18 protein-coding genes are annotated in these 22,253 nt (G+C 62.0%); 5 read left to right on the forward strand and 13 right to left on the reverse strand.

What is annotated here, in order from left to right; genetic code table 11:
- Positions 1-2: 2 nt before the first annotated feature.
- From waaA to AC3FJ6_RS03200, 3 genes are read right to left on the reverse strand one after another with little or no spacing between them, the layout of a single operon-like run.
- Positions 3-1,277 carry a lipid IV(A) 3-deoxy-D-manno-octulosonic acid transferase gene (gene waaA / locus AC3FJ6_RS03190; RefSeq protein WP_488770637.1) on the reverse strand — a complete coding sequence of 425 codons (1,275 nt, stop codon included), beginning with the start codon at positions 1,275-1,277 and terminating at the stop codon, positions 3-5.
- The gene (gene waaC, locus AC3FJ6_RS03195; RefSeq protein ID WP_488770638.1) at positions 1,277-2,368 is read right to left on the reverse strand and encodes a lipopolysaccharide heptosyltransferase I; all 1,092 of its coding nucleotides are present in this window, start codon (positions 2,366-2,368) and stop codon (positions 1,277-1,279) included. Before waaC ends, waaA begins: the two co-directional genes overlap by 1 nt.
- Complete coding sequence (locus AC3FJ6_RS03200; protein ID WP_488770639.1) at positions 2,349-3,734, reverse strand: phosphomannomutase/phosphoglucomutase; 1,386 nt, start codon at positions 3,732-3,734, stop codon at positions 2,349-2,351. The genes waaC and AC3FJ6_RS03200 overlap by 20 nt, the downstream gene beginning before the upstream one ends.
- A gap of 273 nt (positions 3,735-4,007) precedes the next feature.
- Here AC3FJ6_RS03200 and AC3FJ6_RS03205 point away from each other — a divergent pair, with 273 nt between their 5' ends.
- Genes AC3FJ6_RS03205 through AC3FJ6_RS03225 form a run of 5 tightly spaced genes read left to right on the forward strand, consistent with a single transcriptional unit; the run spans position 4,008 to position 10,030 of the window.
- Positions 4,008-5,186: a glycosyltransferase family 4 protein gene (locus AC3FJ6_RS03205; protein ID WP_488770640.1), complete on the forward strand. Its 1,179-nt coding sequence runs from the start codon at positions 4,008-4,010 to the stop codon at positions 5,184-5,186.
- Positions 5,183-6,505 (forward strand): exopolysaccharide biosynthesis polyprenyl glycosylphosphotransferase, encoded by a 1,323-nt coding sequence (locus AC3FJ6_RS03210; RefSeq protein ID WP_488770641.1) that lies wholly within the window; start codon positions 5,183-5,185, stop codon positions 6,503-6,505. The genes AC3FJ6_RS03205 and AC3FJ6_RS03210 overlap by 4 nt, the downstream gene beginning before the upstream one ends.
- Positions 6,502-7,680: a glycosyltransferase gene (locus AC3FJ6_RS03215; protein WP_488770642.1), complete on the forward strand. Its 1,179-nt coding sequence runs from the start codon at positions 6,502-6,504 to the stop codon at positions 7,678-7,680. Before AC3FJ6_RS03210 ends, AC3FJ6_RS03215 begins: the two co-directional genes overlap by 4 nt.
- Positions 7,677-8,936 carry a lipopolysaccharide biosynthesis protein gene (locus AC3FJ6_RS03220; RefSeq protein ID WP_488770643.1) on the forward strand — a complete coding sequence of 420 codons (1,260 nt, stop codon included), beginning with the start codon at positions 7,677-7,679 and terminating at the stop codon, positions 8,934-8,936. The genes AC3FJ6_RS03215 and AC3FJ6_RS03220 overlap by 4 nt, the downstream gene beginning before the upstream one ends.
- Entirely contained in the window at positions 8,933-10,030 is a 1,098-nt protein-coding gene (locus tag AC3FJ6_RS03225) for a glycosyltransferase family 4 protein (RefSeq protein ID WP_488770644.1), read from the forward strand. The genes AC3FJ6_RS03220 and AC3FJ6_RS03225 overlap by 4 nt, the downstream gene beginning before the upstream one ends.
- Before the next feature lie 23 nt (positions 10,031-10,053).
- On the opposite strand, the gene AC3FJ6_RS03230 is transcribed toward AC3FJ6_RS03225, so the two are convergent.
- The 10 genes from AC3FJ6_RS03230 to AC3FJ6_RS03275 form a co-directional block, all read right to left on the reverse strand.
- Positions 10,054-10,974 carry a glycosyltransferase family 2 protein gene (locus AC3FJ6_RS03230; RefSeq protein WP_488770645.1) on the reverse strand — a complete coding sequence of 307 codons (921 nt, stop codon included), beginning with the start codon at positions 10,972-10,974 and terminating at the stop codon, positions 10,054-10,056.
- Positions 10,974-12,182, reverse strand: coding sequence for a glycosyltransferase family 4 protein (locus AC3FJ6_RS03235; RefSeq protein WP_488770646.1), 1,209 nt, complete (start codon positions 12,180-12,182; stop codon positions 10,974-10,976). Before AC3FJ6_RS03235 ends, AC3FJ6_RS03230 begins: the two co-directional genes overlap by 1 nt.
- Before the next feature lie 15 nt (positions 12,183-12,197).
- The gene (locus tag AC3FJ6_RS03240) at positions 12,198-14,234 is read right to left on the reverse strand and encodes an HAD family hydrolase (RefSeq protein WP_488770647.1); all 2,037 of its coding nucleotides are present in this window, start codon (positions 14,232-14,234) and stop codon (positions 12,198-12,200) included.
- Positions 14,234-17,248 carry a hypothetical protein gene (locus AC3FJ6_RS03245; protein ID WP_488770648.1) on the reverse strand — a complete coding sequence of 1,005 codons (3,015 nt, stop codon included), beginning with the start codon at positions 17,246-17,248 and terminating at the stop codon, positions 14,234-14,236. Before AC3FJ6_RS03245 ends, AC3FJ6_RS03240 begins: the two co-directional genes overlap by 1 nt.
- Positions 17,229-17,975, reverse strand: a complete 747-nt coding sequence (locus AC3FJ6_RS03250; RefSeq protein WP_488770649.1) for a glycosyltransferase family 2 protein — start codon at positions 17,973-17,975, stop codon at positions 17,229-17,231. Before AC3FJ6_RS03250 ends, AC3FJ6_RS03245 begins: the two co-directional genes overlap by 20 nt.
- Before the next feature lie 33 nt (positions 17,976-18,008).
- Entirely contained in the window at positions 18,009-18,407 is a 399-nt protein-coding gene (locus AC3FJ6_RS03255) for an HAD family hydrolase (protein ID WP_488770650.1), read from the reverse strand.
- A 32-nt stretch (positions 18,408-18,439) separates the two neighbouring features.
- Positions 18,440-19,909 carry a capsular biosynthesis protein gene (locus AC3FJ6_RS03260; RefSeq protein WP_488770651.1) on the reverse strand — a complete coding sequence of 490 codons (1,470 nt, stop codon included), beginning with the start codon at positions 19,907-19,909 and terminating at the stop codon, positions 18,440-18,442.
- 24 nt (positions 19,910-19,933) lie between these two features.
- Complete coding sequence (locus AC3FJ6_RS03265; protein WP_488770652.1) at positions 19,934-20,908, reverse strand: lysylphosphatidylglycerol synthase domain-containing protein; 975 nt, start codon at positions 20,906-20,908, stop codon at positions 19,934-19,936.
- Positions 20,905-21,732, reverse strand: coding sequence for a glycosyltransferase family 2 protein (locus AC3FJ6_RS03270; protein ID WP_488770653.1), 828 nt, complete (start codon positions 21,730-21,732; stop codon positions 20,905-20,907). The genes AC3FJ6_RS03265 and AC3FJ6_RS03270 overlap by 4 nt, the downstream gene beginning before the upstream one ends.
- An 89-nt stretch (positions 21,733-21,821) precedes the next feature.
- Positions 21,822-22,253 (reverse strand): GtrA family protein, encoded by a 432-nt coding sequence (locus AC3FJ6_RS03275; RefSeq protein ID WP_488770654.1) that lies wholly within the window; start codon positions 22,251-22,253, stop codon positions 21,822-21,824.

Here is a 22,253-nt window from a genome sequence, read left to right on the forward strand (position 1 = left end):
TGTCAGCGCAACACTGGCGCAAGCGCCCCCAGCGTCCGCGCCGTCGCGCCCCGATGCAGCCCCGCGAAAGTCAGCGCGTTGGCGCGCATCTCGGCCAGGCGGGCAGGCTCGCGCAGTACGCCGGCTGCCGCGGCCATCAGTTCGTCGGCGTTGCCGACGCGGAGGCAGGCGCCGGCGGCGATGGCATCCTCGGTGGCTTGTGCGAAGTTGAAGGTATGCAGCCCCATCAGCACCGGCGTGCCGGCCGCGCAGGCCTCGATCAGGTTCTGCCCGCCCAGCGGGATCAGGCTGCCGCCGATATAGGCGATGTCCGATGCCGCGTAGTACATCGCCATTTCGCCCATCGAATCGCCGAGCACGATGTCGGCAGTGATCGGTTCCGCCACCTGGTCGATGTCGAGTGCGCTGCGGCGCTGGACCGAGAACCCGGCGCGCGTGGCCATGGCGGCAACCTCATCGAACCGCTGCGGATGGCGCGGCACCAGCAGCAGCGCGGGACGCGTCTCGCCGGGCCAGCGCGAGAAAGCCTCCAGGATCAGCGGCTCTTCGCCCTCCCGCGTGCTGGCCGCCGCCAGTACCTGCCGGCCGCCAAAGGCGTGCCGCAACTGCTGCCCGCGCGCCATGCCGGCTTCCGACGGCTGCATGTCGAACTTCAGGTTGCCGGTGATCTGCACTGCTTTTACGCCCAGCGCCCGATACCGCTCGGCATCGCCCGGCGTCTGGGCCAGCACCATCGTGAAATCGTTGTACAACGAAGCCGCCGCACTGCCGAAGCGCGCGGTACGCCGAAAGCTGCGCGGCGACAGCCGGGCGTTGACCAGAAACAGCGGCACGCCGGCGCGCCGGGTCACATGCACCAGGTTCGGCCAGACCTCCGTTTCCATGATCAGCCCGGCGTCCGGCCGGAAATACGCCAGGAAGCGCCGCACCATGCAGGGCACGTCATAGGGCAGGTAGCACTGCTGCACGCGCGGGTTGCTGCCATAAAGCTGCCCGCCGGTCTGCCGCCCGGTAGGCGTCATGTGCGTCAGCAGCAGCCGGTGCTGCGGATAGGCGGCCAGCAAGGCGTCGATCAGCGGCTGCGCGGCGCGCGTTTCGCCGACCGATACGGCATGGACCCACAGCCACGGGCCATCGGACGGCAGGTCGTCATAGCGCCCCAGGCGTTCGCCCACGTGATGGAGATAGCCGGGTTCCTTGCGCGACCGCCACGTCAGGCGCAGCAGCGCCAGTGGCAGGATCACCAGCCACAGCAAGGTATAAACGATTCGAAGCATCAGATGGAGACTCCGCGCACGCGCCGTGCGGCGGCATAAACCTCATCGACGTCGGGCACGATGCCGTCGTCGCCCACGTTGGCGATCTGGTCCGACCAGTAGCCTTCGGTCTTCCAGCGCCACGTGGCGGTATAGATTTCGACCGTCGGCCGGCACAGCGCCGCGGCGATGTGCACCAGGCCGGTATCGACGCCGATGACCACCTCGGCCCTGTTGATCAGGCCGAATCCCTGCATTACCGAGAAACGCGGCAGCACCTGCGCGCCGGGCATGCCGGCGGCCAGCGCCTGGGCGTCGCGCCTTTCGGATTCGCTGCCCCATGGCAGCAGCACGGTGAGCCCTTCGGCATGCAGCTTCTGCCCCAGCGCATGCCAGTTCGCCACCGGCCAGCGTTTCTGCGCGCCCGCCGTGGCGTGGAAGCAGACCGCGTAGCGTGCCGGCAGGCCGGCCCAGAGCGGATCGTCGACATGCAGCGTGCTGGCGGTCGGTCCGAAGAAGCGCGGCGGCTCCGGCGGTGTGGTCCCCGTCAGCGCAGCCCCGAGCAGGCGCGAGCGCCGGACGGAATGGGTCTGCCGGGGCACCGTGACGGGCGCGGTATAAAACAGCCGGGCAGCCGGCTCGTAGCCCGAACCTTGCGTGGCATTGCCGAGCCCGATCAACGGGGCGCCAGCGGCGCGCGAAGCCGTCCGTGCCACGATGGCGGTCTTGAGCAGGCCCTGCGTCTCCAGCACAGCGTCGTAGGCCTGTTCGCGGATGGCCGCGCGCAGCGCGCCCACCTCGGCCCAGGTCTCGCCCTGCCAGAACCGCTTGCGCCAGCGCCGCAGTGCGAACGGGATCACGCGACGCACCTCGGGCAGCAGCTTCACCAGGTCGACGTAGCCCTCTTCCACCACCCAGTCGATCTCGGCCTCTGGCCAGCGCGCGCGCAGGTCGTGCACCAGCGGCATGTTGTGCACCACGTCGCCCAGCGACGACACCTTGACGATCAGGATGCGTGGCCGGGCAGGCAACGCGAACGCCCCCGCCGCCGCCAACGGCTGCGCGGGGGTCTTGCCCGCCGGCGGCACGACCTCAGAACGGGAGCTTTGCATCCGGTTTTTCCGCCAGGATCACGCGCTTGAATTCGGCCTGGATGCGCGCGAGCGCAGCATCGTTGTCGGCCTCGAAGCGCATCACCACGACGGGCGTGGTGTTCGACGGCCGGGCCAGGCCAAAGCCGTCCGGGTATTCCACGCGCACGCCGTCGATCGTGATCACTTCCTTCGCGCCCTCGAACTTCGCATTGGCGCGGATCTTGTCGAGCAGCGTGAAGGCTTCCCCCTCGGCGACCTTGAGTTGCAGCTCCGGCGTGCAGTTCGAGTTCGGCAGCGCGTTCAGCACGGCGCTCGGGTCGGCGTGGCGCGACAGGATTTCCAGCAGGCGCGCGCCCGTGTACAGGCCATCGTCAAAGCCGTACCAGCGGTCCTTGAAGAACACGTGGCCGCTCATCTCGCCGGCGATCGGCGCGCCCGTTTCCTTGAGCTTGGCCTTGACCAGGGAATGGCCGGTCTTCCACATCAGCGGCTCGCCACCGTGCTGGCGAATCCACGGCGCCAGCTTGCCCGTGCATTTCACGTCGTAGATCACCTGTTGGCCGGGGTTGCGCGACAGGATCTCCTCGGCAAACAGCATCAGCTGGCGATCCGGGAAGATGACCTGACCATCCTTGGTGACCACGCCCAGACGGTCGCCGTCGCCATCGAACGCCAGGCCCAGTTCGCAATCGGTCTCGCGCAGGCACTTCATCAGGTCCTGCAGGTTTTCCACGTGCGCGGGATCGGGATGATGATTCGGGAAATGGCCATCGACGTCGCAGAACAGCTCCACGACCTCGCAGCCCAGCCCGCGGAACAGGTCGCCCACGAACGCACCGGCCACGCCATTGCCGGCGTCCAGGGCAATCTTCATCGGGCGCGCCAGCTTGACGTCGCCGATGATGCGGTCCAGGTACTGCTGGCGGACGTCCACCAGCTTGTAGCTGCCGCCGCCCTTGGTGAAGTTGCCCGCGTCGATGCGCTGGCGCAGGGCCTGGATCTGGTCGCCATAGATGGCCTTGCCGCCCAGCACCATCTTGAAACCGTTGTAGTCGGGCGGGTTATGGCTGCCCGTCACCATGATGCCGGACGTGGCGCGGCGGCCATCCAGCTCGATATTGGTACCGAAATACACCATCGGCGTGGCAACCATGCCGACATCGATCACGTCCAGGCCGGCGGCGCGCAGGCCTTCGACAAGCCCGCCCAGCAGATCCGGCCCCGACAGGCGGCCATCCCGGCCCACCACCACGGTTTTCTCGCCAAGTTCGACGGCGGCCGAGCCGAACGACAGGCCGATGAAGCGGGCCACTTCCGGGGTCAGCGTCTTGCCGACGATGCCGCGGATGTCATAGGCCTTGAAGATCGAGGGATCAATTTGCATGTGGCTTCCTGGAGACAAGGTTCATCGTGCGATTCCACCCCGTGGCGGGACGCCTCGGGAGGGGCGCGGGCAGGGCGCCAAAAAGCCGTATTGTGCCGGATTGCGCGTGGCGCAGGCGCTATAATCGCCGTCAGCCGCCCCTTCAGGGGAATTTTTCGGCGCTTTTTGACTGCCATCGGTCTGCCCGCGCACGTTTTTCCGGACAACCGATCCAACAGACAGTCTGCAGGCGCATGTCTGAAGCACCTGCCGCGTGCGGCGCCGAGCTGCTAATTGGACCAACGTCCACCATTACCTTTGCTTACGTTGCCGGATTCGCTGCCAATCAAGCCGCGTGTCGCCTATCTGATCACCAATTCTGAGATCGGCGGCGCACAGACCCATGTTGCAGACTTGCTGTGCGCCATGCGCGGCCAGGTGGATGCCGTATTGCTGGCCGGGGGCGACGGTCCGTTATTTGAGCTCGCCAGTCGTTTGGGCATTACCGCTATCCGTCTTGGAACCATGGACAACGCCTTGTCCCCTTTCAAAGCCATGATGGCCTTGCGGGAGTTGCTGAATGCGCTGCGTCAAGTTACTCCGGACGTTATCCATACTCACAGCGCCAAGGCGAGTGCGATCGGCCGTTTGGCTGGGTGGCTGCTCGGCATCCCCGTCGTCTACACCGTCCATGGATTCGCATTCAAGCGTGCCGCACCGTGGAAACAGCGTACTGCGGCGCATCTGACCGAATGGCTGCTTGCTCCGCTAACGCACCAGCTGATCTGCGTGTCCGAAGCGGAGCGCAGCATGGCCATGCGCCTGCCGATGATTCCCGACAGCCGAATCAGCGTGATTCCGAACGGTATCGCCGATATCGACACCAGCGCCCGTGCGGACGCATCAAGACCGTTCCGGCGCATCGTAACGGTCATGCGGCTTGCGCAGCCCAAGCGCGCAGACTTGTTGATACAAGCGCTTGCCGCAGCAAGGCTGGAGAACTGCGAACTCATCATTGCCGGCGACGGCCCGCAACGAGGAGCGCTTGAACGGCTGGCCAACCAACTTGCTCCTGGCCGTGTGCGTTTCGCCGGTAATGTCGACAACGTTCCCGCCTTGCTGTCGACAGCCCAGGCATTCTTTCTGGCTTCCGACCACGAGGGCTTGCCCATATCGATCTTGGAAGCTATGCGGGCCGGACTGCCAGTCGTCGCCAGCGACCTGCCAGGTATTCGAAGCCAGCTTGCCCATGGGGAATGCGGGATCCTGTTGCCCAACGATCCGCAGGCCTTTTCAGACGCACTCCGGAATTTGGCCAATGACGCTGCACAGCGAGTCAGGCTGGCAAGGGCAGCACGGGGGCGCTGGGAGGACCAGTATGGATTGGAGCCCATGGTGCGCGCAACGCGCGAGATCTACCAAAAGGTCCTGACTGATGGGCGGCAGATGAGTACTCGAGTATCTCAATCATGAGCATTCTACGTAGCCAGTTTTTCAGACGACAAGGCATCCGCCTGCATATGGTGCGTTCCGAGACCATCCGGCGCGCCAGTCGCATGATCGGTTGGGCCGTTATTGGACTTACGCTGTTTGGCATCAACGCCGGTCTTTCAGAAATGGCGCACCAGGCCGGCTTCGTCACCCACGTGTTTCCCCGCACGGTGCTGTGGTGCTCACTGCCTTACCTGGCGGCATTCGTGCTGCTGCATCGGTCGCTTCACCTGCCACCTATAGAGGGTGGAAGCATAGTGGGACTGGCGACGACTTTACCCTTTGCCCTCGGATTGATTGTCTTTGCCGCGTTCCATATCGAGTACTCCCGCGGCGCAGTTTTGATTGGCTACATCACGACGCTTGCATGGATCTGGTTTGGCTACCGCCGGTACGTCCAGAAATACATACCGGTATTCGGGTACCTGGAACCTGAAACGATGCATCAGCTCGAGAAGATCATCTCGATGCCGGGCGCCAATCCCCCTAGCGTCACGCGATTCGAATACATTCGCTCTATTGACGACGCGCGGGACTGTGACGGCATCATGGTTGAGCGCGGCCTCACAGCTGACCCGGCGCGTACGCGTCAATTGACACAATACAAGCTCGGCCATTTGCGGATGTACTCCGTGGAGCGCATCGGCGAAATGCTTACGGGCCGAGTTGGACTCGCACACATCGACGAGAACTTCTTCGACGACTACGCGGAGCATTACCTCTATGGCTATGGCAAGCGATTGATCGACGTCCTGGGAGTCGTACTACTGGCTCCCCTGGCCTTGCCACTCGGCATTGCGGTTGCCATCGCCGTGCGACTGGAAACCAGCGGCGGCGCGCTGTTCCGCCAGCGGCGCGTAGGTTTGTTCGGCAAGACGTTCACGATGCTGAAGTTCCGCAGCATGGGCGTGGACAAACACGCGACTGCCCAGTTTGCGGCGCGTCATGATCCCCGCGTCACCCGGGTGGGGCGAGTCATCCGTAAATACCGTCTCGACGAAATTCCGCAGCTCTGGAACGTGCTCGTGGGCGACATGAGTTTTATCGGTCCGCGCCCCGAACAGGTTCCAATGGTTGATTCATTCACCGAGTCGATTCCGTACTACCCTTACCGTCACCTGGTTCGGCCCGGTCTTTCCGGATGGGCACAGGTGCGCCAGGGATATGTGGGTTCCCACGAGGAGACCGTGACCAAGCTCAGCTATGACCTGTACTACGTCAAGCACTGCTCGCTCGCGCTCGATCTGCTGATTGCCGTAAAGACGCTGCGGACTCTCGTGACCGGTTACGGCGCACGATGACGAAGCAACTCGTCCGACGGCAAGACCACCCTTTCCCGCCGATGCGTATCTTGTTGATCTGCACCGGCCTCAAAATGGGTGGCGCGGAGCAGCAGGTAGTGGCACTGGCACGGCAGTTTCTGGCCAAAGGTCATGCCGTGGCAATCGTCAGCCTGACCTCAGGCCAGGAAGTGGAAACACCCGTAGATGCCACGGTACACAGTCTCGATATGCGCAAGGGCATTGCATCGTTCATCACTGCCTTGTGGCGGCTGCGGCAATTCGTCAAGCGTTGGCGACCAGACGTCATGCACGCGCATATGATCCATGCCAACCTCCTTGCGCGGACTTTGGCATTCCTATACAGGGCACCGCCCCTCATCTGTTCCGCCCACAGCGCCCGCGAAGGTGGGCGCTTTCGCATGCTGACCTATCGCCTAACGGACAGATGGGCTTCACTGACAACACATGTCAGCGAAGCCGGACGTGGGGCAATGATCACGGCCGGTGCCGTTGCTCCTTCAAGAATCCGCGTCATGCCAAATGGCATCGACACTTCGCGCTTTTGCATCGATGAGGTCGCCCGTGACAAAGCCCGCGGCGCGCTGGGACTCGGCCCCGAAACGCGTATGGTCGTAAGCGTAGGCCGACTTGTCCCCGAGAAAGCCCAGGCCGTCCTGGTGGAAGCGTTTTCCCGCGTAATAGCATCGAATACCGATGGCGACATCCGGCTCTTTATCGTGGGTGAAGGTGGGGAACGTGCGCGACTGGCCGCGCAGATCGACCGTCTTGAGCTTGCCGGATCGGTGTCACTGCTCGGCCTGCGCCACGACGTACCGTCCTTGCTTGCGGCGGCGGATACGTTCGTGCTTTCGTCCAATGTCGAAGGCATGCCCCTCGTCATTGGGGAAGCCCTTGCCACAGGTTGCCCGGTCGTAGCCACCGACGCAGCCGGCGTCCAGGAACTTCTCGGCCCCTGCGGCATCGTCGTCGATTGCGGCGATGTGGCCGCGTTGGCCGAAGCCATCGCCAGCACATGTGCGACTGGACGAGGGACCGGATCCCAACAGCGCGTACGCCGCCAATGGGTGATTGACCGATTCGGCCTGGAATCCGTGTCTCAGCATTGGATCGCATCTTATCGCGAGCTGACACTGGCGAACCAGTCGCCAGTATTGCCAGAGGTTCCCCGATGAGACACAAGGTCGTGGGCAATCTCTTGTGGATGTTGACGGAACGCGGTCTTCAAGTCGCCGGCGGCATCGCTGTCGTTGCCATGCTGGCCCGCAGCCTGGGGCCGGAAGGTTTTGCGCACTTCCAGTATGCCCAGGCGGTCGTCTACATTGCCGCATCGATTGCATTGATCTGCGGCGGAGAAGTCGTCATTCCCCAGTTGGTTGCCACTAACAAGGCCACTGAACAGCATCACTTGCTCGCCCATGCTTTCATTCTGCGGCTCGGCGCTGGCGTGCTGGCATATGTGCTGATTTGCGTTTTTCTGCTCGTGACGGGGCAGGAAGCCGCCGTTTGGACCCTCGCGCTGGTGCTTGGCATTGCCGTGATGCTCCGTGAGCCATTTGGCCTCGCGACGGCATGGATGCAGGCACGTACGCATACCCGCCCGAATGCCGTATTCAATATTACTTCGCTGGTCGTAAAGGCTGCAGGCGTGGCAGTTCTTTTCTGGACAGGCAACAAGTCTCTCATTGCGTACGCTGCCCTCTTCGCCCTAGAACCGCTCATCGCTGCCGCGCTGCTGGCCCAGTATTATCTTTCGCGTGCGCCGCGGGTGAAGTTCACCCTCGAATGGGACTTGTTGCGGAGCCTGTTTTCCAATGGCGCCCTGTTCTGGGTTAGCTTCATGCTAATGATGGCTTCGCGTCGCATCGATCAAATCCTGTTGAAGCCGTTTGTGAGCCTTGACGAATTCGGCGCCTATGCGGCATCGATGCAAATCCTTGACAACTTCACCACGCTGGCCACGATCCTCGCAGCAGGCATTGCGCCAATATATGTCTACGCGCAACCTACGCTGGAGCAGGCCAGGCGGAACATCGTCAAGATAGCCATCTTCATGTTTGCGATCGCGCTGACGGGAGGCGCGATAATTGCCGCCTGTGCCGAATGGATCGTCCATCTTCTTTACGGCGCGGCCTACGCCCCTGCGGCCGGACTGCTTCGACTGGCAGCCATGGCATCCACGCTCGTATTTGCAGATGTGGCACTGACGTTGCTGCCCGTTCATCTGCGCCGCCCGCGGATTGTGGCGTTCAAGTGGGCTATCGTGTTCGTCATGACTGTCGTCATAGACATCCTCGTCATCCCGCGGTATGGCGCGTATGGCGCAATTCTTGGCTACGTTCTGGCCAACCTGCTGGCGGTGGCGTTCGGCATCTGGATCCTGAGGCGGATCGGGAAAAACCATACAAACGCCCAGGGTGTCCCCGCATGACAGCGCCGCGCCATATCTGTTTCCTGACCGGTACGCTGAATGCCATGGCCGGTGCCGAACGCATGACGGCGGTAATGACCAATGCCTTGGCCGAGCGGGGATTCGCCGTGAGCATTTTGAGCCTGTGGGACGCGGCAAGTTGCTTTCCGTTGGATCCGCGCGTCCGGCACATGACGCTCTTCGCGAAACGTCCCTCGTTCAAACGTGCCTACGCGGCAACGGTAGCTGGAATTCGCCGCCACTGCAGCGTTCATCGTGTAGATGTGCTGATCCAGGTTGACACGATGCTGAGCCTGTTCGCACTACCGGCAACGTTCGGCCTCCCCGTCGAACATATTGCCTGGGAACATTGTCATTTTGACGAGGACCTGGGGCGTCGATCGCGCCGCTTCGCCAGGAGACTGGCCGCCCGCTATTGCTCGCATGTCATTGTGCTGACGGATCGTGACCGACAGCGTTGGAACGCCGCACTGCGCCCAAGCGCTGCCGTGCTGGCATTGCCCAATCCCTTGCCATTCCCCATTCCCGCCGAACCGGCAAAGGGGGCATCACAAACGGTTATGGCAATGGGGCGGCTTGTCAATGCCAAGGGCTTTGATATCCTGCTGCGCGCATGGCAGTTGGCCGTACCGCGCATGGCGGGGTGGCGACTCAAGATTTTTGGTGAAGGTGAGGAACGTGGGGCGCTTCTCACACTGACGCAGCAACTCGGCATCGCGGATACCGTCGAGATGCCTGGCGTATGCCCGGACCCCACGCAAAGTTTCGCGCAGGCGTCGATGTTCTGCCTGAGTTCGCGGTACGAAGGTTTTGGGCTCGTGCTGATCGAAGCCATGGCGTACGGACTACCGATCATTTCCACTGACTGCGAAGCAGGCCCCCGATCACTGCTTCGCAATGAAGAAAATGGCCTGCTCGTTCCCGTAGACGATCCATCGGCTCTAGCCGACGCACTGGTACGCCTGGCTGATGACAAAGCTTTGCGTTCGTCTCTTGCGGAGTATGCTAGAGCGCAGTCCGCCCAGTTCGCGATCGAAACGGTTGCCGAACAGTGGCAGGCCATACTGACCGGCCTGCCACTGTCAAGAACCTGAAAGCAGCGACTGCCCCGCTTTGGCTAACGCGGCGCGTCGCGGTACATGCCCACGACCCCCGTCAGGCCATCGCGCAGCCCTTTCCAGATCATCCTGCGTTGCGCGGCGCCATTGCCAACGAAGAAGGAATAAAACACGCCCTTCAACAGCAAGCGGTAACCATCATTCAGGCGCCAGCGCAATGGAATATAGGCTCGGCGATAGAGTGCCAGCGCATTGCGAAAGTGGTAGTAATGCCGCAACGGCGAATGCATCGGAACGCGCAGGCGTCCATTCAGATACCGGCGCGGCTGATCGCCGAGGTCGTGCTCCATGTTCGCCCCGAACACTCCCAGGTTCACGTATCCTCTGGCGCGCGCGCGGAGGCCCCATTCAATGTCGATGTAGTCGATGAACAGGCTGTCTTCCATCCCTCCGATTTCATCGAGCGCATCCATGGAAATCAAACAGCCGGACGTGATGAGGTAGTCGGCCAGGCACCACGTATGCTCGTCAGGCTCGCGCACCCGCTCGATCCTCCATCCGCTCAGGCGTATAAATGGGTAATACATGCCGTCGCGCGGGTCATGGAAATACGGTCCGGCACTGGCCACACGCAAGCCACGGCCCGATGCATCTTCCACGGCGGCAAACAGCTGGTCGATCATGTCGGGAGCCGGCAGGCTGTCCTGGTCAAACAACACGACATGGCTGGCACCGCGCTTTCGCGCGGCGCGGATCCCTTCGTTGTGCCCCGTCGCGACTCCGACGTTGCCATCCATCGGCACATGGACACAACCACGTGGGCGTGTATTCGCCAGCCAATCTCGCAGCGTCGTATCCGGACCGTTATCGACGACGAGGATGCCTTCGACCTGGTCCTCGATCGCCATCAGCAAGGCGTGCAGCTGAGACAGCGTTGGCCGGAAACAGACAACCACGGCCCAGACGTTTTCTCTAGCCATTAGCGCAGGCTCTCCAGCACATAGCGGCCCAGCCGCAAATTGCGCGCCACTGGCCGAGGCACGCGGTCAAGCATTGCGTCCAGCCGGTACCGCCACTTGACGCCCGGTGTCTGCGCCAGGCGTTCACGTTCACCTGCGGCGTACTCGTCCATCGCGATACGATTCAGCGACTCGATATCGGCGCGATTAACCCGCGGTGCATCCATAAAGGCCACCAGCGCATTCAGGAACTCGCGCGACGACGTATCCCAATCAGGCCACGCGGCCGCCGTTTCGCGCGCACCCCGTTTTAGGTCTGCCAACATATCGCGGTTATCTTGCAATCGCCGCACCGCGTCAATGACCCCTTGTTCGTCGTCGCGCGGCACAACCAGCGCGTTCTGCTTGTCGACGATGTACTCGTCATGTCCTGTCACGTCATAGACCACCGCCGTACCGCCACAATGGAACATCTCCAGCGGGGGCCCGAACATGCCCTCGACATAACTGAGTTTGACGATCACATCGCATGATCGATAGATTTGCGCAACACTCTCGATGGGTACCCGTGAGAACAATCGGTCGACGTTCGGATACCACGACACCTCCGACGACGTGAGTAGCCAGGTTTCGCTTGGGCGCGCCTTGCGCATCAGCTTCAACGAACGCCCAACGTTCTTGAAGAACACGCCAAAGGGGCCTTCGACGAGTACCCGCAGCTCGCCACGCGGCAGTCTGGGCGCGGCCGCCGGCCCGGCCTCGCAATAAAGATCCTTGCGAATGCCGTTGCGCGCAAGATGGTATGCGTGGCCAAAGTTTGCGCCGACGTAATGCTGGATCCAGGTCGCTTCGGTGACACCCGGAAGCGGAAGGCGATAGGTGCTGTCGACTAGGCGTCGCAGTGGACCTTCGCCCTCTCCATAAAACCGGGATTCGATCGATTGCACGAAATAGGCGTACTGCCGCGCCTTGAGCCGATGAAGCTCGGTGGCTGTCTTCCACCACGTGGCAATCACCAAGTCGAATTCGTGCGCCGGATCGAGCTGATCCACATGGACAATCGTCAGTTCGCGCGTAGCCGAATGCCAGGTCAACTGGTGCGGCTGGTAGGCGTACTGCGCGACAATCGTCACGTCATGACCCTGCCGACGAGCGTAGAGTGCGTGCTGGTAAATAACATACGAGCCGCCACTAATATCGACAGACCCCAGAAAGAAAGCAATCTTCATTTGATCCTTGTAACCTCAGCGCATGCGGTACATGCGGTAGGCGCGTGCAACCAGGCGGCCGCCGCGCTGGCGGCAACTCAGCCAGGGCCAGAAACCCAAGTCCATCCGACTTCGCCTTCGCAGTAGCGCCAATGCAAATCTTGCTCTCGCCATCCACAGACTAGATGAAATGGAGTGATCGAACTCGGATCGCTCGAAAACTCCAAAATTCTCGACATGGTACACACCGGTGAACCACGCAATCTCGGCTTCTGTGGGCTCGAACACCATCCGCGCATGGTGCCGCGCCGTCACGGCAAGTAGCCACCCTTCGCTGCAGTAGCGATGGAACAGCAAATCATCAAGCTTGTCGAATGCGGCAAGCAGCCGCACCTGTTCCGGCTGCACCTTCGTCCTGAACAACGTGTGCTCGCTGAATTCGCCCAGCACGGCTTCGGCCGTGCCGTCCGGCTTCAGCCTGTAGCCCGCCGCCGATCCATGATCCGCGGCAAGCATGACCTCGAACAGGGCACGATTCTCGTTGAAAACCGCGAAGTGAGGCGTGCGCCCTGATGCGCCCGAGAAGATCAGGCCTTGCTTGCTGTTGCCCTCCCCCGCCTCGCCGGTACTGACCAGCCCCAGGTAGAAGCCGTTGACGTCCACCGCCTGACGAGCGCTTTCGCTCTCCTCGGAAAGCAGCATGCGCCGGATATTGTCCTGAATCGTGCCCTTCCAGCCGACATCGACGATGGTCAGGGCCCCTCCGGGCGCCAGTCGCGGGAATGCATCCAGATAGGCCAGCATGGCCTGCCGCCCTGCCTTGCGGGCCGATTCATAGGCCGCGCGGAATGTGTCGCTGGCCACGATGGCCCGGAACGTGCTGCTGCCCGGAAATTCATCGATGCGCTCTTGCAGCGTGTGGCCGCGAAGCTCGTGCTGCAGCTCGGGCAGCAGTGACTCCAGTCCGAGATTCAGCAGGAATTCTTCTGCCGAGATCCGGCGGTACTGCCGGAACAGAATGTCGAATGTCTCGCTCTCGATCGGTCCCAGCGATGGCAGGAAGGTGGCTCGCCTCGATACCTCGAGATAGTGCGACCGGATCTGCAGGTCCGATGTCGGCGTCCGTCGGTTCTGGTAGCGATCGAACAACAGCTTCAGGAATTGCCCTTCCCGTGCCATGAAGAACACATCGCGGACCCCCGAACCCAGCAGTCGCGCATGCAGACGTTCCGTGAACGTATACAACGTCAGCGCCAGTTCCGGAAACACCGAAACCGGGTCGGCCGTCAGGGAGGCTTCGATCTCGCCCGCCGTCACACGCTTGTCGGCCGCCTGGCGGGCCAGGCTGGCGTAGTGCGCGTGCCGCTCGGCACGGTCCAGCAGCATGGCCGCGATATTGTGCCGCTGCGGCTGGCGATAATCGGCTTCGGCGTTATCGCCAATCATCAGTGCCTGTTCTGCCTTGATGCCGAGTGCATTGAGCACGTTGGGATAGGTCCTGCCCGACCGCTTCGTCAACAGCGTGTCGGCAGAAACGAACACCCGCTCGAACAGGGATTCGATGCCATGGAACCGCAGCATCCTGCGGAACGCAGTTTCAGGAATATAGAAGTCACTGATCAGTGCCAGACGCAAGCCTCTGCTGGCCGCGTCGCGCAGCAGATGAACCACTGACTCGTCGAGTCGCTGCACCGCGCACTCGATCGAGATCTCGAGTTCCAGAGCCAACGCCATGAAGGCTTCCTGCGACGGACGATCGGTCGCAGGCAGCCCACTCCACAGCGTGCGGTAGCATTCCAGCACATTGAACTCGGGGTCCTTTCCCGCCGCTTCGTTCTGTTTGCACAGGGCCGCTTCGAGTCGCGAGCGCCGCGCATACAGTTCGTTCTCGCCAAGGCCCAGGCTGAAGGCGTGGGACAGCCGCTCAGCCCACTGACGCTTGACGTCCTCGGGATGGATGGCTCGAGACACAATCGTATCGAAGTAATCGCTACAGACCACCGTTACGTGGGCGGGGATCCGCTCTTCCGGACCCCGCGTGCCTTCGACCGTAAACACTTCAGATTTCGTCATCAATAGTGAGGGCAATCGTTTCGGAATACCGGCTGATGCCCGGCAGCGGCGCACGCGGGATCGTCTCCCGCGAATGCCCCCCGCCGGCCCCGCGACCACTCCAAGGCGGCAAGCGGCACCAAAAGGTATCCCATGAAATGCATATCAAATAAATACAGAAAAACGTCAGCGGGCGCCATCGCAAAGAACACACTGGCACGCGCAAGCAGCGCCAGCGCCATCACGCCAGACAGGGGCACGCGCCGGATAAGGCATACGAGTACCAGGCAAACCACAAACTGTGGGAGGGTCGTGGCGTAGCGGGCGTACCATTCGAATACCGCGCGCGACAACGGGACCGACAAGCGCCTTTCCAGATTGAGACCAAGGAGCCGGTTCATGGCCACGGTATCCACGCTCGCGGTCATCCACAAGCGGTCCACGAACTTCTCGATCTCCTGCCCGGACGTCTGCGCCTCACCCCTCGCCGTCAGCCAGCGATGGCCAAGCGTCGAAGCAAGAACCGCCGACCGCATTTCCAGGAAACGCATCGGATCATCCAGCGCGGCCCGAATCAGATCCCGACGCATGCTCCCGATCAGGGCATCCGTCGGTGCCGGTCGTGTCTCGATCTGCTCATGCCACCAGATGACATTGTACGGCGTCCATTCACGGACCGATGCCGGAACATCGACGGCCCGGGCCAGATCGTGTTCCAGGCGCTGCCTGGTTCCGGGAGTGATGCGACCTGCGGGATCGGCAAGGAATCCAACCAGCGGGCTGACCAGGCTGGCCTCGACATACCGGTTTTTCTCGTCCTTGGAGAAGCCCTGCTTGCCAACGATCACGCGCTCGGCAATCGGGTTGGCCACGACCACCGCCAATAGCAACAGGCCCGCATACGTAGCGGTGACGATCCTGCTGCCCGGTACCAGCACCGGTATCGCAAGAACCAGGACCGTCAGCGGGATGACGTTGTCGACGCGCAGCAGGACGAGGCAGACCGCCAGAACCGCGATCACCGTACCTGCGCTACGGTGATCAAGCGGCCTCGCCTGACGCAGGCGCCACATGAAGATCATCCACATCGTGCCGAAGGCCGCCAGCAGGATACCGTTCAACGCATCTCGCGAATAGGTGGTTGCCGCAAACGGAATCACTGTCAGGGGCAGGCACAGACACGCCAGGGCGGCGACACCGCTCGTCAGCTTGCCATCTTCCACGCAATGCACCATCACGAACTGCACGATCAGCGCGGCGGCCAGGCACTGAAGTAGCGCAATCGTGGAGGGTTCGGCGAGAAGAAGCACCGCGGCCGTGATCATCGGATAGCCCACGCCATACCAGAGGGTGATGGTTCCCGTCTGCGCTTGGACAAACGGTGAGTAGGCATCCCAGGCCACCGTGCCCGGCCACTGGATCAACGCACACAGGGCTATCCAGCCCAACGGCGCAAGGTAGAGCCATGCGACCAGCATGCGCTTGCCGGGGTGCCAGTTCCGACGTGCCGCACGCACGTTCATCGCCGCCACCCAGGCCACCAGCGGAATCGAGAATGCCAGGCAGGCCGCCAGCACTTTCTGAATGAATGACGCCCCGGTACCGGACCGGTCCAGTTCAATCCGTTGATAACCGGTATCGCCTTTCCGCAATGGCGCAAAGCCCCGGGGATTTCCGGATGAAACCTGCAACAGCGGGAGTTGATGACCGCCGTCATCCAGTGCCTTGACAACCTTGACGCGTCCATGAGGGAACGACCAGGCGGAGATGGACAGATAGGCCTGGCTGTATGTAACGGACAGGGCAGCCCCATCGCATCGCACCACGACATACCGCTTGCCGCCCGGGTCGTTCTTCAATACGAGTCGACGTTCCGCGCCCGCTTCCCCGCTATTCGCAGACAAGCGCAAGGCGTGGGCCCCATCCCCGTCGACATGCTCGAACACTTCGAAGGTGGCTCCCGTTGCACAGAGGTTGAGTGCCGATGCGCGCGCACTCGCCGCGGCGCCGACCGTGTCAGGGCCTAACTGATTGAGCGGCCGCAAGCGGCCGCCCTCCACTTCCAGACGCATGGCTCCTTGCCCAGCGCGCGGCAGTGAGACTTCCACAGCCGAACGATCGCGCCTGTCGTGGATGGGGAAGGGAAACAAGCCGTCACCAGTATCGACCTCGAACCGTGACAGACTACCCGTGCCATATGCCAGTAGTTCCAGCTCGCCCGGAAAGGACGTGTCACTCACCATCAGGGCCGCAGCAGTTCCCAGAATCGCCGCACCGCCCAGAACTACAGGGCCGGGGGCCGTCCAGCGGACCATCGCCGCGCCAAGCGCCGCCGCGAGGAGAACAACCAGCAGACGGGAGACCTGCCTCGACACGCCTGGTACGCTAGCACCGGGAGCCGGCAACTCGAACGTTGCCGCGATCTGTTCTGGTGCAAACAGGTCGATACGCTGCTCCGTGTCGCCAATCCGCAGGATGGCGATACCGGAGTGCGGATGCTTCATGAGCTGCACGACGTCGCCCGCCTTCCAGCGGCCCTTGAGCATGGCAACGTTCGGCTGTCCGGCGTACGACACGACGCGATTCTCACGCCGCTCCCAGCCAGGCCCTTCAAAGTAGACGCGTCCCGGTACAACATCCGGTGCCCAGACTTCGGTGCCATCGCTCAGTGCGCCGTGCTCGCCTGTCGCAATCAGCTTGACCTCGGGATACTGATCGTGGACGACCGGCACGAGCGATGCCAGTGCAATGCCGCATGCGGTCCAGATCAGGATCAACAGCCGGCCTTTCCGCTCCACGAACGCCCTGCCAATCTGAAGCATGCCGCCCCCGGCCAGACACGCCAGCATTTCGAGCGCAAGTCGCGGCGCGTCGATGCCATAGTCTTCCGCCATAGACCGTGCCATGAAAAACACGGGCACGGCAATCACCAGCGCGGCAAGAACACGCCCGGCGCGCGTAAACAGAGCCCCTCGCATCGGCCATGTATTGCGCATTGTCACGTCGGTGCCGCCCTCACGCATCGAGACCGGCAATGGCGTGGCCGTTTTCCCTGGCCAGGAACGCCTCCACATCTGCCGGGGTACCCAGTGCAATCACACTGTCTGCGGGCACGCGATGAATAAAGACATCGCGCCCTTCAGCGATCAGCTGGTTGTAGAGCGGTGCGATGTACTTCTCGCCCTTCGTCATGTTGGCGGGATCGGCAAAGAACGCGTGATAGGCGCGACGGTACAGGTCGAACGATGAGAACCAGTACAGTCCCACCGTAGCGTCGTCGGAAATCCGCTCCTTCTCCCTCAGCTCGGACACACGTCCATCGGCGTCGCCCCTGGCGAAGCTCCACGCCGCGCCCGGCCCCGGGAAGCATGGAATCCAGCCATCGCCCCGTACGGCATCGGCCGGCAGGACTGACGGATGGACGAACGTGTCGATGTTGAAGACCAGCATCGGCTGATTCACGTCCGCAATAGCATCTTCGGCCAGCATTGCGGAGGTGGCCTGACCGTCGGTAAGCTTATCGATCTCGACGATCTCGAAACGGCTGATGCCCAGCGCCGCGCACTGCTGCGCGATGAATGCTCCGGCATCGTCTTCCCTGCGCACCACGAACACGAACGGCGATCCTTCGCGGATGAAACTGCGCAGGCTGAGCATGGACCAGCCAAACAACGAACGCCCGTGGGCTTCGATGCGGTACTTGGGCACCGTATAGCCGGCATCCCGAAAACGTTGGCCCATGCCGGCCATGGTGATGATCACTGTCGATGTCATGATTGGTTCCCTTCTGCGGCGTTACTGCCCGCTTTCGTCCGGCGATACGATCGCCAGCACCTCGTCGTAGCTGAGCTTACGGAACTCGTCCGGGCGGATCGCCTTGTCATCCACGTAGAAACCGCCCCGTCCCACCCATGGCTTTCCAACATGCAGTTCGTCGTGCGGAATGTCATGCTTGTCCAGCCAGGCGAGCAGAACCTTGGTTGTGTTGGCATTGATCAGACCGATGTTCCCGTCATAGGTCTTCATGTTGCGCGACGTTTGAAGGATGATATAGAAGCCCATCTCGCGGTATTCGCGGATTCTCTCCACCACATCCGGAAACGGCACGAGATCCTCGTAGCGTTCGTCCGCGCGCTTGGTCGGCACGATGGTTCCATCGATATCCAGAACCAGGCATCGTTCCTTGCAGATCATGTTCTCGCCCCTGAAACTTTACTTTGCTGAAGTCAGCCCTTCGCGGAGGGCGTAATGCCGTCGAGAATGCTCGCCGCATTCAGCACGAAGGCAAGCACTTTCTTCGGAATGTCGATATGCAACGGCAACATGCTGATAAACAGCGACGCCTCACAGAGACGTACCAGCCCGGGGTCGAAACCATGCCTGCCCAGCATCTCGTGGAACGCAGCACGCGCCCAGTGGCGGTCGCTCTCGTCCGTCTGCAGATGCATGGAAAGATCCGGGCCCATTTCGATGCTGAAACGGCCGCTGTTGATGAAGTCGTAGCCACCCTGGATGGAATGCGACAGCTTTGCGACGTCGTAGTACGGGTCCGTATAGAGATCGTCCTCCACCAGTGCGCCACGTGGGTCGATGAAGCGCAGCAACTGCGTCGACTTGCTATACAGCATGTTCGAGAAGCACAGGTCGCCATGGCCCACGGCCAGTTCGGCCAGCGCAAAGCGCGAGCGCGCCGCGGCAAACGCCGTCCGGTAGCGTTCCAGCAGGTTGTCGATGCCGCCCACGGCCTGATGGATCAGCGGCTCGAGTTGTGCGTACTGCGGCATGACCTTCAGCGCCTCGACACGCTCCTTGACCTTGTCCCAGTACATCTGATCGAGCACCGCGCCAGCGGTATCGCGGCTCACCTTGCGCTTGGGACGCACCTCGATGAAGTGGAAAATGCGCTGGAGCAACCGGTCAAACTCGTCGCGGTCGATCGCACCATGTACCCACTGGATCGCCATGTCGGGCAGGAACAGGCGCTCCATGCGATAGCTCGCATACCCATCGTGCTCCTCGAAATCGAACGGCTGCACGAAGAACATCTGCACGTTGGCTGGCAGCAGGCTGTAATACGTGAACTCCTTGCGCAGCTTGGCAATGTCCGAGGAACGCTTCACGATGGTGAAATTCTCGTTGACGATGGCATTGAAATGTCGGACATCGAAGTTGCTCGTCAGGAAAATCAGGAACTTTGCCTGATCGCGCAGATCGACGAACTCGAGATCGTTTTCGATATGCGCGAGGTCCCTGCCATGGTTCGACATGAAGTCGCCCGGGCAACCGGTGTCGCTGAGCGACGCCAGATAGCGTTTCGTCAGCGATGCATCCAGCAGCGCCAGGCCAGACCATTCGCTGCCCTGAGTAACGGTCAGCGCCACATTCTGCGGCACCAGTGCCAACTGCCGCAGCAAAGTGACAAGCTTTGCTCTCGGCGTCAGCGCCACGATGTTGGCGGGGAAAACCAGATAGCGGCCCGCGTCACCGTCCTGCACCAGCTTGTCCGACATCGTCAGCAAGCTCGGCCGCCCGGACAGAACGACGGGCGGGTTGATGCCGGCTTCGCGGGCAGCCGACTCGATGTGCTGGATCAGGGTCTGCCTGCGGTACAGCAGCCGGCCGAAGCTTCTGACGCCGGTCAAGGCAGCAATGTCGTCGGGTACACGGACCGTATCGTCGATGATGAGGTTCAGCATGGGGTCTCGATATTTCGGGTCGGGCTAGCGGACGGAAGGCGAATGGATGTGCCTGTCACGCGCCAGCCTTGCGGGTGCGTACGTGAGGCCGGCCGCCACACCCGCCATCAATAGCGACATGCGCACCACGACACCGTAGACCAGAAGCGGCGGTACCAGCGCCAAAAGCCTGTAGGACTGCACCGAGGTCGCGGAGATATAGCCGAGGAATCCCTCCAGGATACCGCCGACGCCTGCGTCGAATGCCACCAGCACGGTCGCCAGGGAAGCCAGCTCTAGCGTCCAGATCACGACCGTCGTCGTCCCGATGACCATGAACTTGCCGGTCATGATGCGGCGCCCCTCCTTGAGGAACAGCAGCACGGCATGGACGGCACGCATCGCCATCACGGCACGCTCCGAGCGGTATCGACGCAGAATGAACAGCGACAGCGATTGCAGGTTTTCGGGCAGAACGATCAGCGCGACAACGGTCAACGCCAAAAACACGGCCGAAACCGCCGCCAGCGGCACAAACGCCCCCGCAGCCACACCATTGCTGCTCAATGCGAGGATCGTCAGCCCCAACAGAGCGCCCACGTCGAACCCTCGCTCGATCCAGACCGTCACCATCGAGCGTCGCAGGTCACCGATTACCGTGCGAAGCTCAATGACGCGATAGACTTCTCCAAGCTTGAAGGGCAGCAGTAGGCTGACACCGGACGTGAAGTAGTGCACCAGCGTCAAGCGTCGCAGGCTGATTTCATGATTGCCAGCCAGCATCGTCAGCCGCAAAGCGCGCAGCAGATGTGAGCTCAGATAAAGTGCGACTGCCAGCGCAAGCAACATGCCCGAGAGGGGCCACGTGCCAAGGACGCGCCACGATGGAACAACGGTGGCCGCGCCGAACGCGCAAAGGCCGAACAGCGCCAGCAGGAACAGCACCAGCGCGATGACACGCCACTGCCGCAAGAGCAACCCAAAGCGGCGCTCGCCATGGTGCGCGTACGCCGCACTCATGGCGTCGTCGCGCGCGCCGCCGTATTGCTCGCGATTACTTCGGAACGATAGTCGGCGTCGGGCTTGCCACTGTGGTCCGTTGCCAGGAACGCGCGCTTGCCGATGTAGAAACTCGCTACGATGCCCAGCGTGCGGCGCGCCTGCCTGAACAGCTTCACATTCGAAATCTGATCGTCCTCGCGCCAAGAGATCGGCACAAAGCGGATATTCCACTTCGCGTGAACGGTGGCCAGGATCATGTAGTAGTTGAACGTCAGATCATTGGCAAATCGCAAGTACCCCAGGTTCTGCAGGGACTTCACCGAATACATGTTGAGGCCCGACCCCAGATCGTAGAGCCGCTTGCCAGCCGCCACCGAGAAGATCCAGTTGAACACTTCGTTGCCGAAGGTGCGGAACGTCGAATAGTTCTGCAGCCTGGAGCCCGGCATGAAACGCGCGCCCAGCAGGCAGTCCGCTTTCGTGTAGGCACGCTCCTTCAGCAACGGCAACAGGTCGTGGATGTCGCCCTGGTCGTCGCCGTGCAGCACGATGAGATAGTCGAATCCGTTGCGCGCCGCATACTGGAATGCCACCTTGTGCGAGCCCCCCAGCCCATAGTTGCCAACATTCTCGAGCAGGCGAGCCGGTACTTGCGCAACCTTGTCGAGCGCCGCCCGTGCGGCAGCCTGGCTGCCGTCCGTGCTACGGTTGTCCACCACGATGACCTCATCGATCTCGTATGCGACCTGCGCATCGATCTGACCGAGTACGCGGCCGATCTGGTTCTCGCAGTTGTACATCGGGACAAACAGCAACACCTTCGGTTTTTTGGCTCCGCTCATGCTTCTCTCTCACAATTTGGCGTCGCTGCCGCGGACGCCCGTACGTATCGTTGATATGCGCAGCCTAGCCCACACACTCCGGCGAAACGTCAGAGACTGAGTCGCTCGGTGGCAAGCTTGCTGACCGCGAAATTGCACAGCATGACTGCCGGCGTGATCAGGATCTTCGCTGCGATGATTGCGTGCCCTCTTGTCATCAAGGCCGCCAGCCAGACAGTCAGCCCCTGCATGACCCAGGATGCCAGCAGGATCATGCAGGCGTTGTACACGAGATAGAACGCCAGCTTCCGATGCAGCAAGCCACTGTTGCGGTCAAAGACAATGTGAGCGGTAATCAGGAATGCCGTGGCCGCGGCAATTGTCGAGCTGATGATATTGCCGGCCAACGGACTCAGGCCCGCCCATCCGGTCAGCATCAGCAGGATGGCGAAGTCCATCAGCCAACACAGCCCGGATACGCTGGCAAACGCCCAAAACTGCCGCAGGAGCCGCCTCAGGACGGCACCAGTCGCTTCCGTCAT

It is taken from the genome of Cupriavidus sp. 94F1 (assembly GCF_057798875.1).

Bases quoted from the DNA above. Each gene is read 5' to 3' on its own strand.
- waaA (WP_488770637.1), bottom strand. From the start codon at position 1,277: ATGCTTCGAATCGTTTATACCTTGCTGTGGCTGGTGATCCTGCCACTG.
- waaC (WP_488770638.1), bottom strand. From the start codon at position 2,368: ATGCAAAGCTCCCGTTCTGAGGTCGTGCCGCCGGCGGGCAAGACCCCC.
- AC3FJ6_RS03200 (WP_488770639.1), bottom strand. From the start codon at position 3,734: ATGCAAATTGATCCCTCGATCTTCAAGGCCTATGACATCCGCGGCATC.
- AC3FJ6_RS03210 (WP_488770641.1), top strand. From the start codon at position 5,183: ATGAGCATTCTACGTAGCCAGTTTTTCAGACGACAAGGCATCCGCCTG.
- AC3FJ6_RS03215 (WP_488770642.1), top strand. From the start codon at position 6,502: ATGACGAAGCAACTCGTCCGACGGCAAGACCACCCTTTCCCGCCGATG.
- AC3FJ6_RS03220 (WP_488770643.1), top strand. From the start codon at position 7,677: ATGAGACACAAGGTCGTGGGCAATCTCTTGTGGATGTTGACGGAACGC.
- AC3FJ6_RS03225 (WP_488770644.1), top strand. From the start codon at position 8,933: ATGACAGCGCCGCGCCATATCTGTTTCCTGACCGGTACGCTGAATGCC.
- AC3FJ6_RS03230 (WP_488770645.1), bottom strand. From the start codon at position 10,974: ATGGCTAGAGAAAACGTCTGGGCCGTGGTTGTCTGTTTCCGGCCAACG.
- AC3FJ6_RS03235 (WP_488770646.1), bottom strand. From the start codon at position 12,182: ATGAAGATTGCTTTCTTTCTGGGGTCTGTCGATATTAGTGGCGGCTCG.
- AC3FJ6_RS03240 (WP_488770647.1), bottom strand. From the start codon at position 14,234: ATGACGAAATCTGAAGTGTTTACGGTCGAAGGCACGCGGGGTCCGGAA.
- AC3FJ6_RS03255 (WP_488770650.1), bottom strand. From the start codon at position 18,407: ATGATCTGCAAGGAACGATGCCTGGTTCTGGATATCGATGGAACCATC.
- AC3FJ6_RS03260 (WP_488770651.1), bottom strand. From the start codon at position 19,909: ATGCTGAACCTCATCATCGACGATACGGTCCGTGTACCCGACGACATT.
- AC3FJ6_RS03265 (WP_488770652.1), bottom strand. From the start codon at position 20,908: ATGAGTGCGGCGTACGCGCACCATGGCGAGCGCCGCTTTGGGTTGCTC.
- AC3FJ6_RS03270 (WP_488770653.1), bottom strand. From the start codon at position 21,732: ATGAGCGGAGCCAAAAAACCGAAGGTGTTGCTGTTTGTCCCGATGTAC.
- AC3FJ6_RS03275 (WP_488770654.1), bottom strand. From the start codon at position 22,253: ATGACGGAAGCGACTGGTGCCGTCCTGAGGCGGCTCCTGCGGCAGTTT.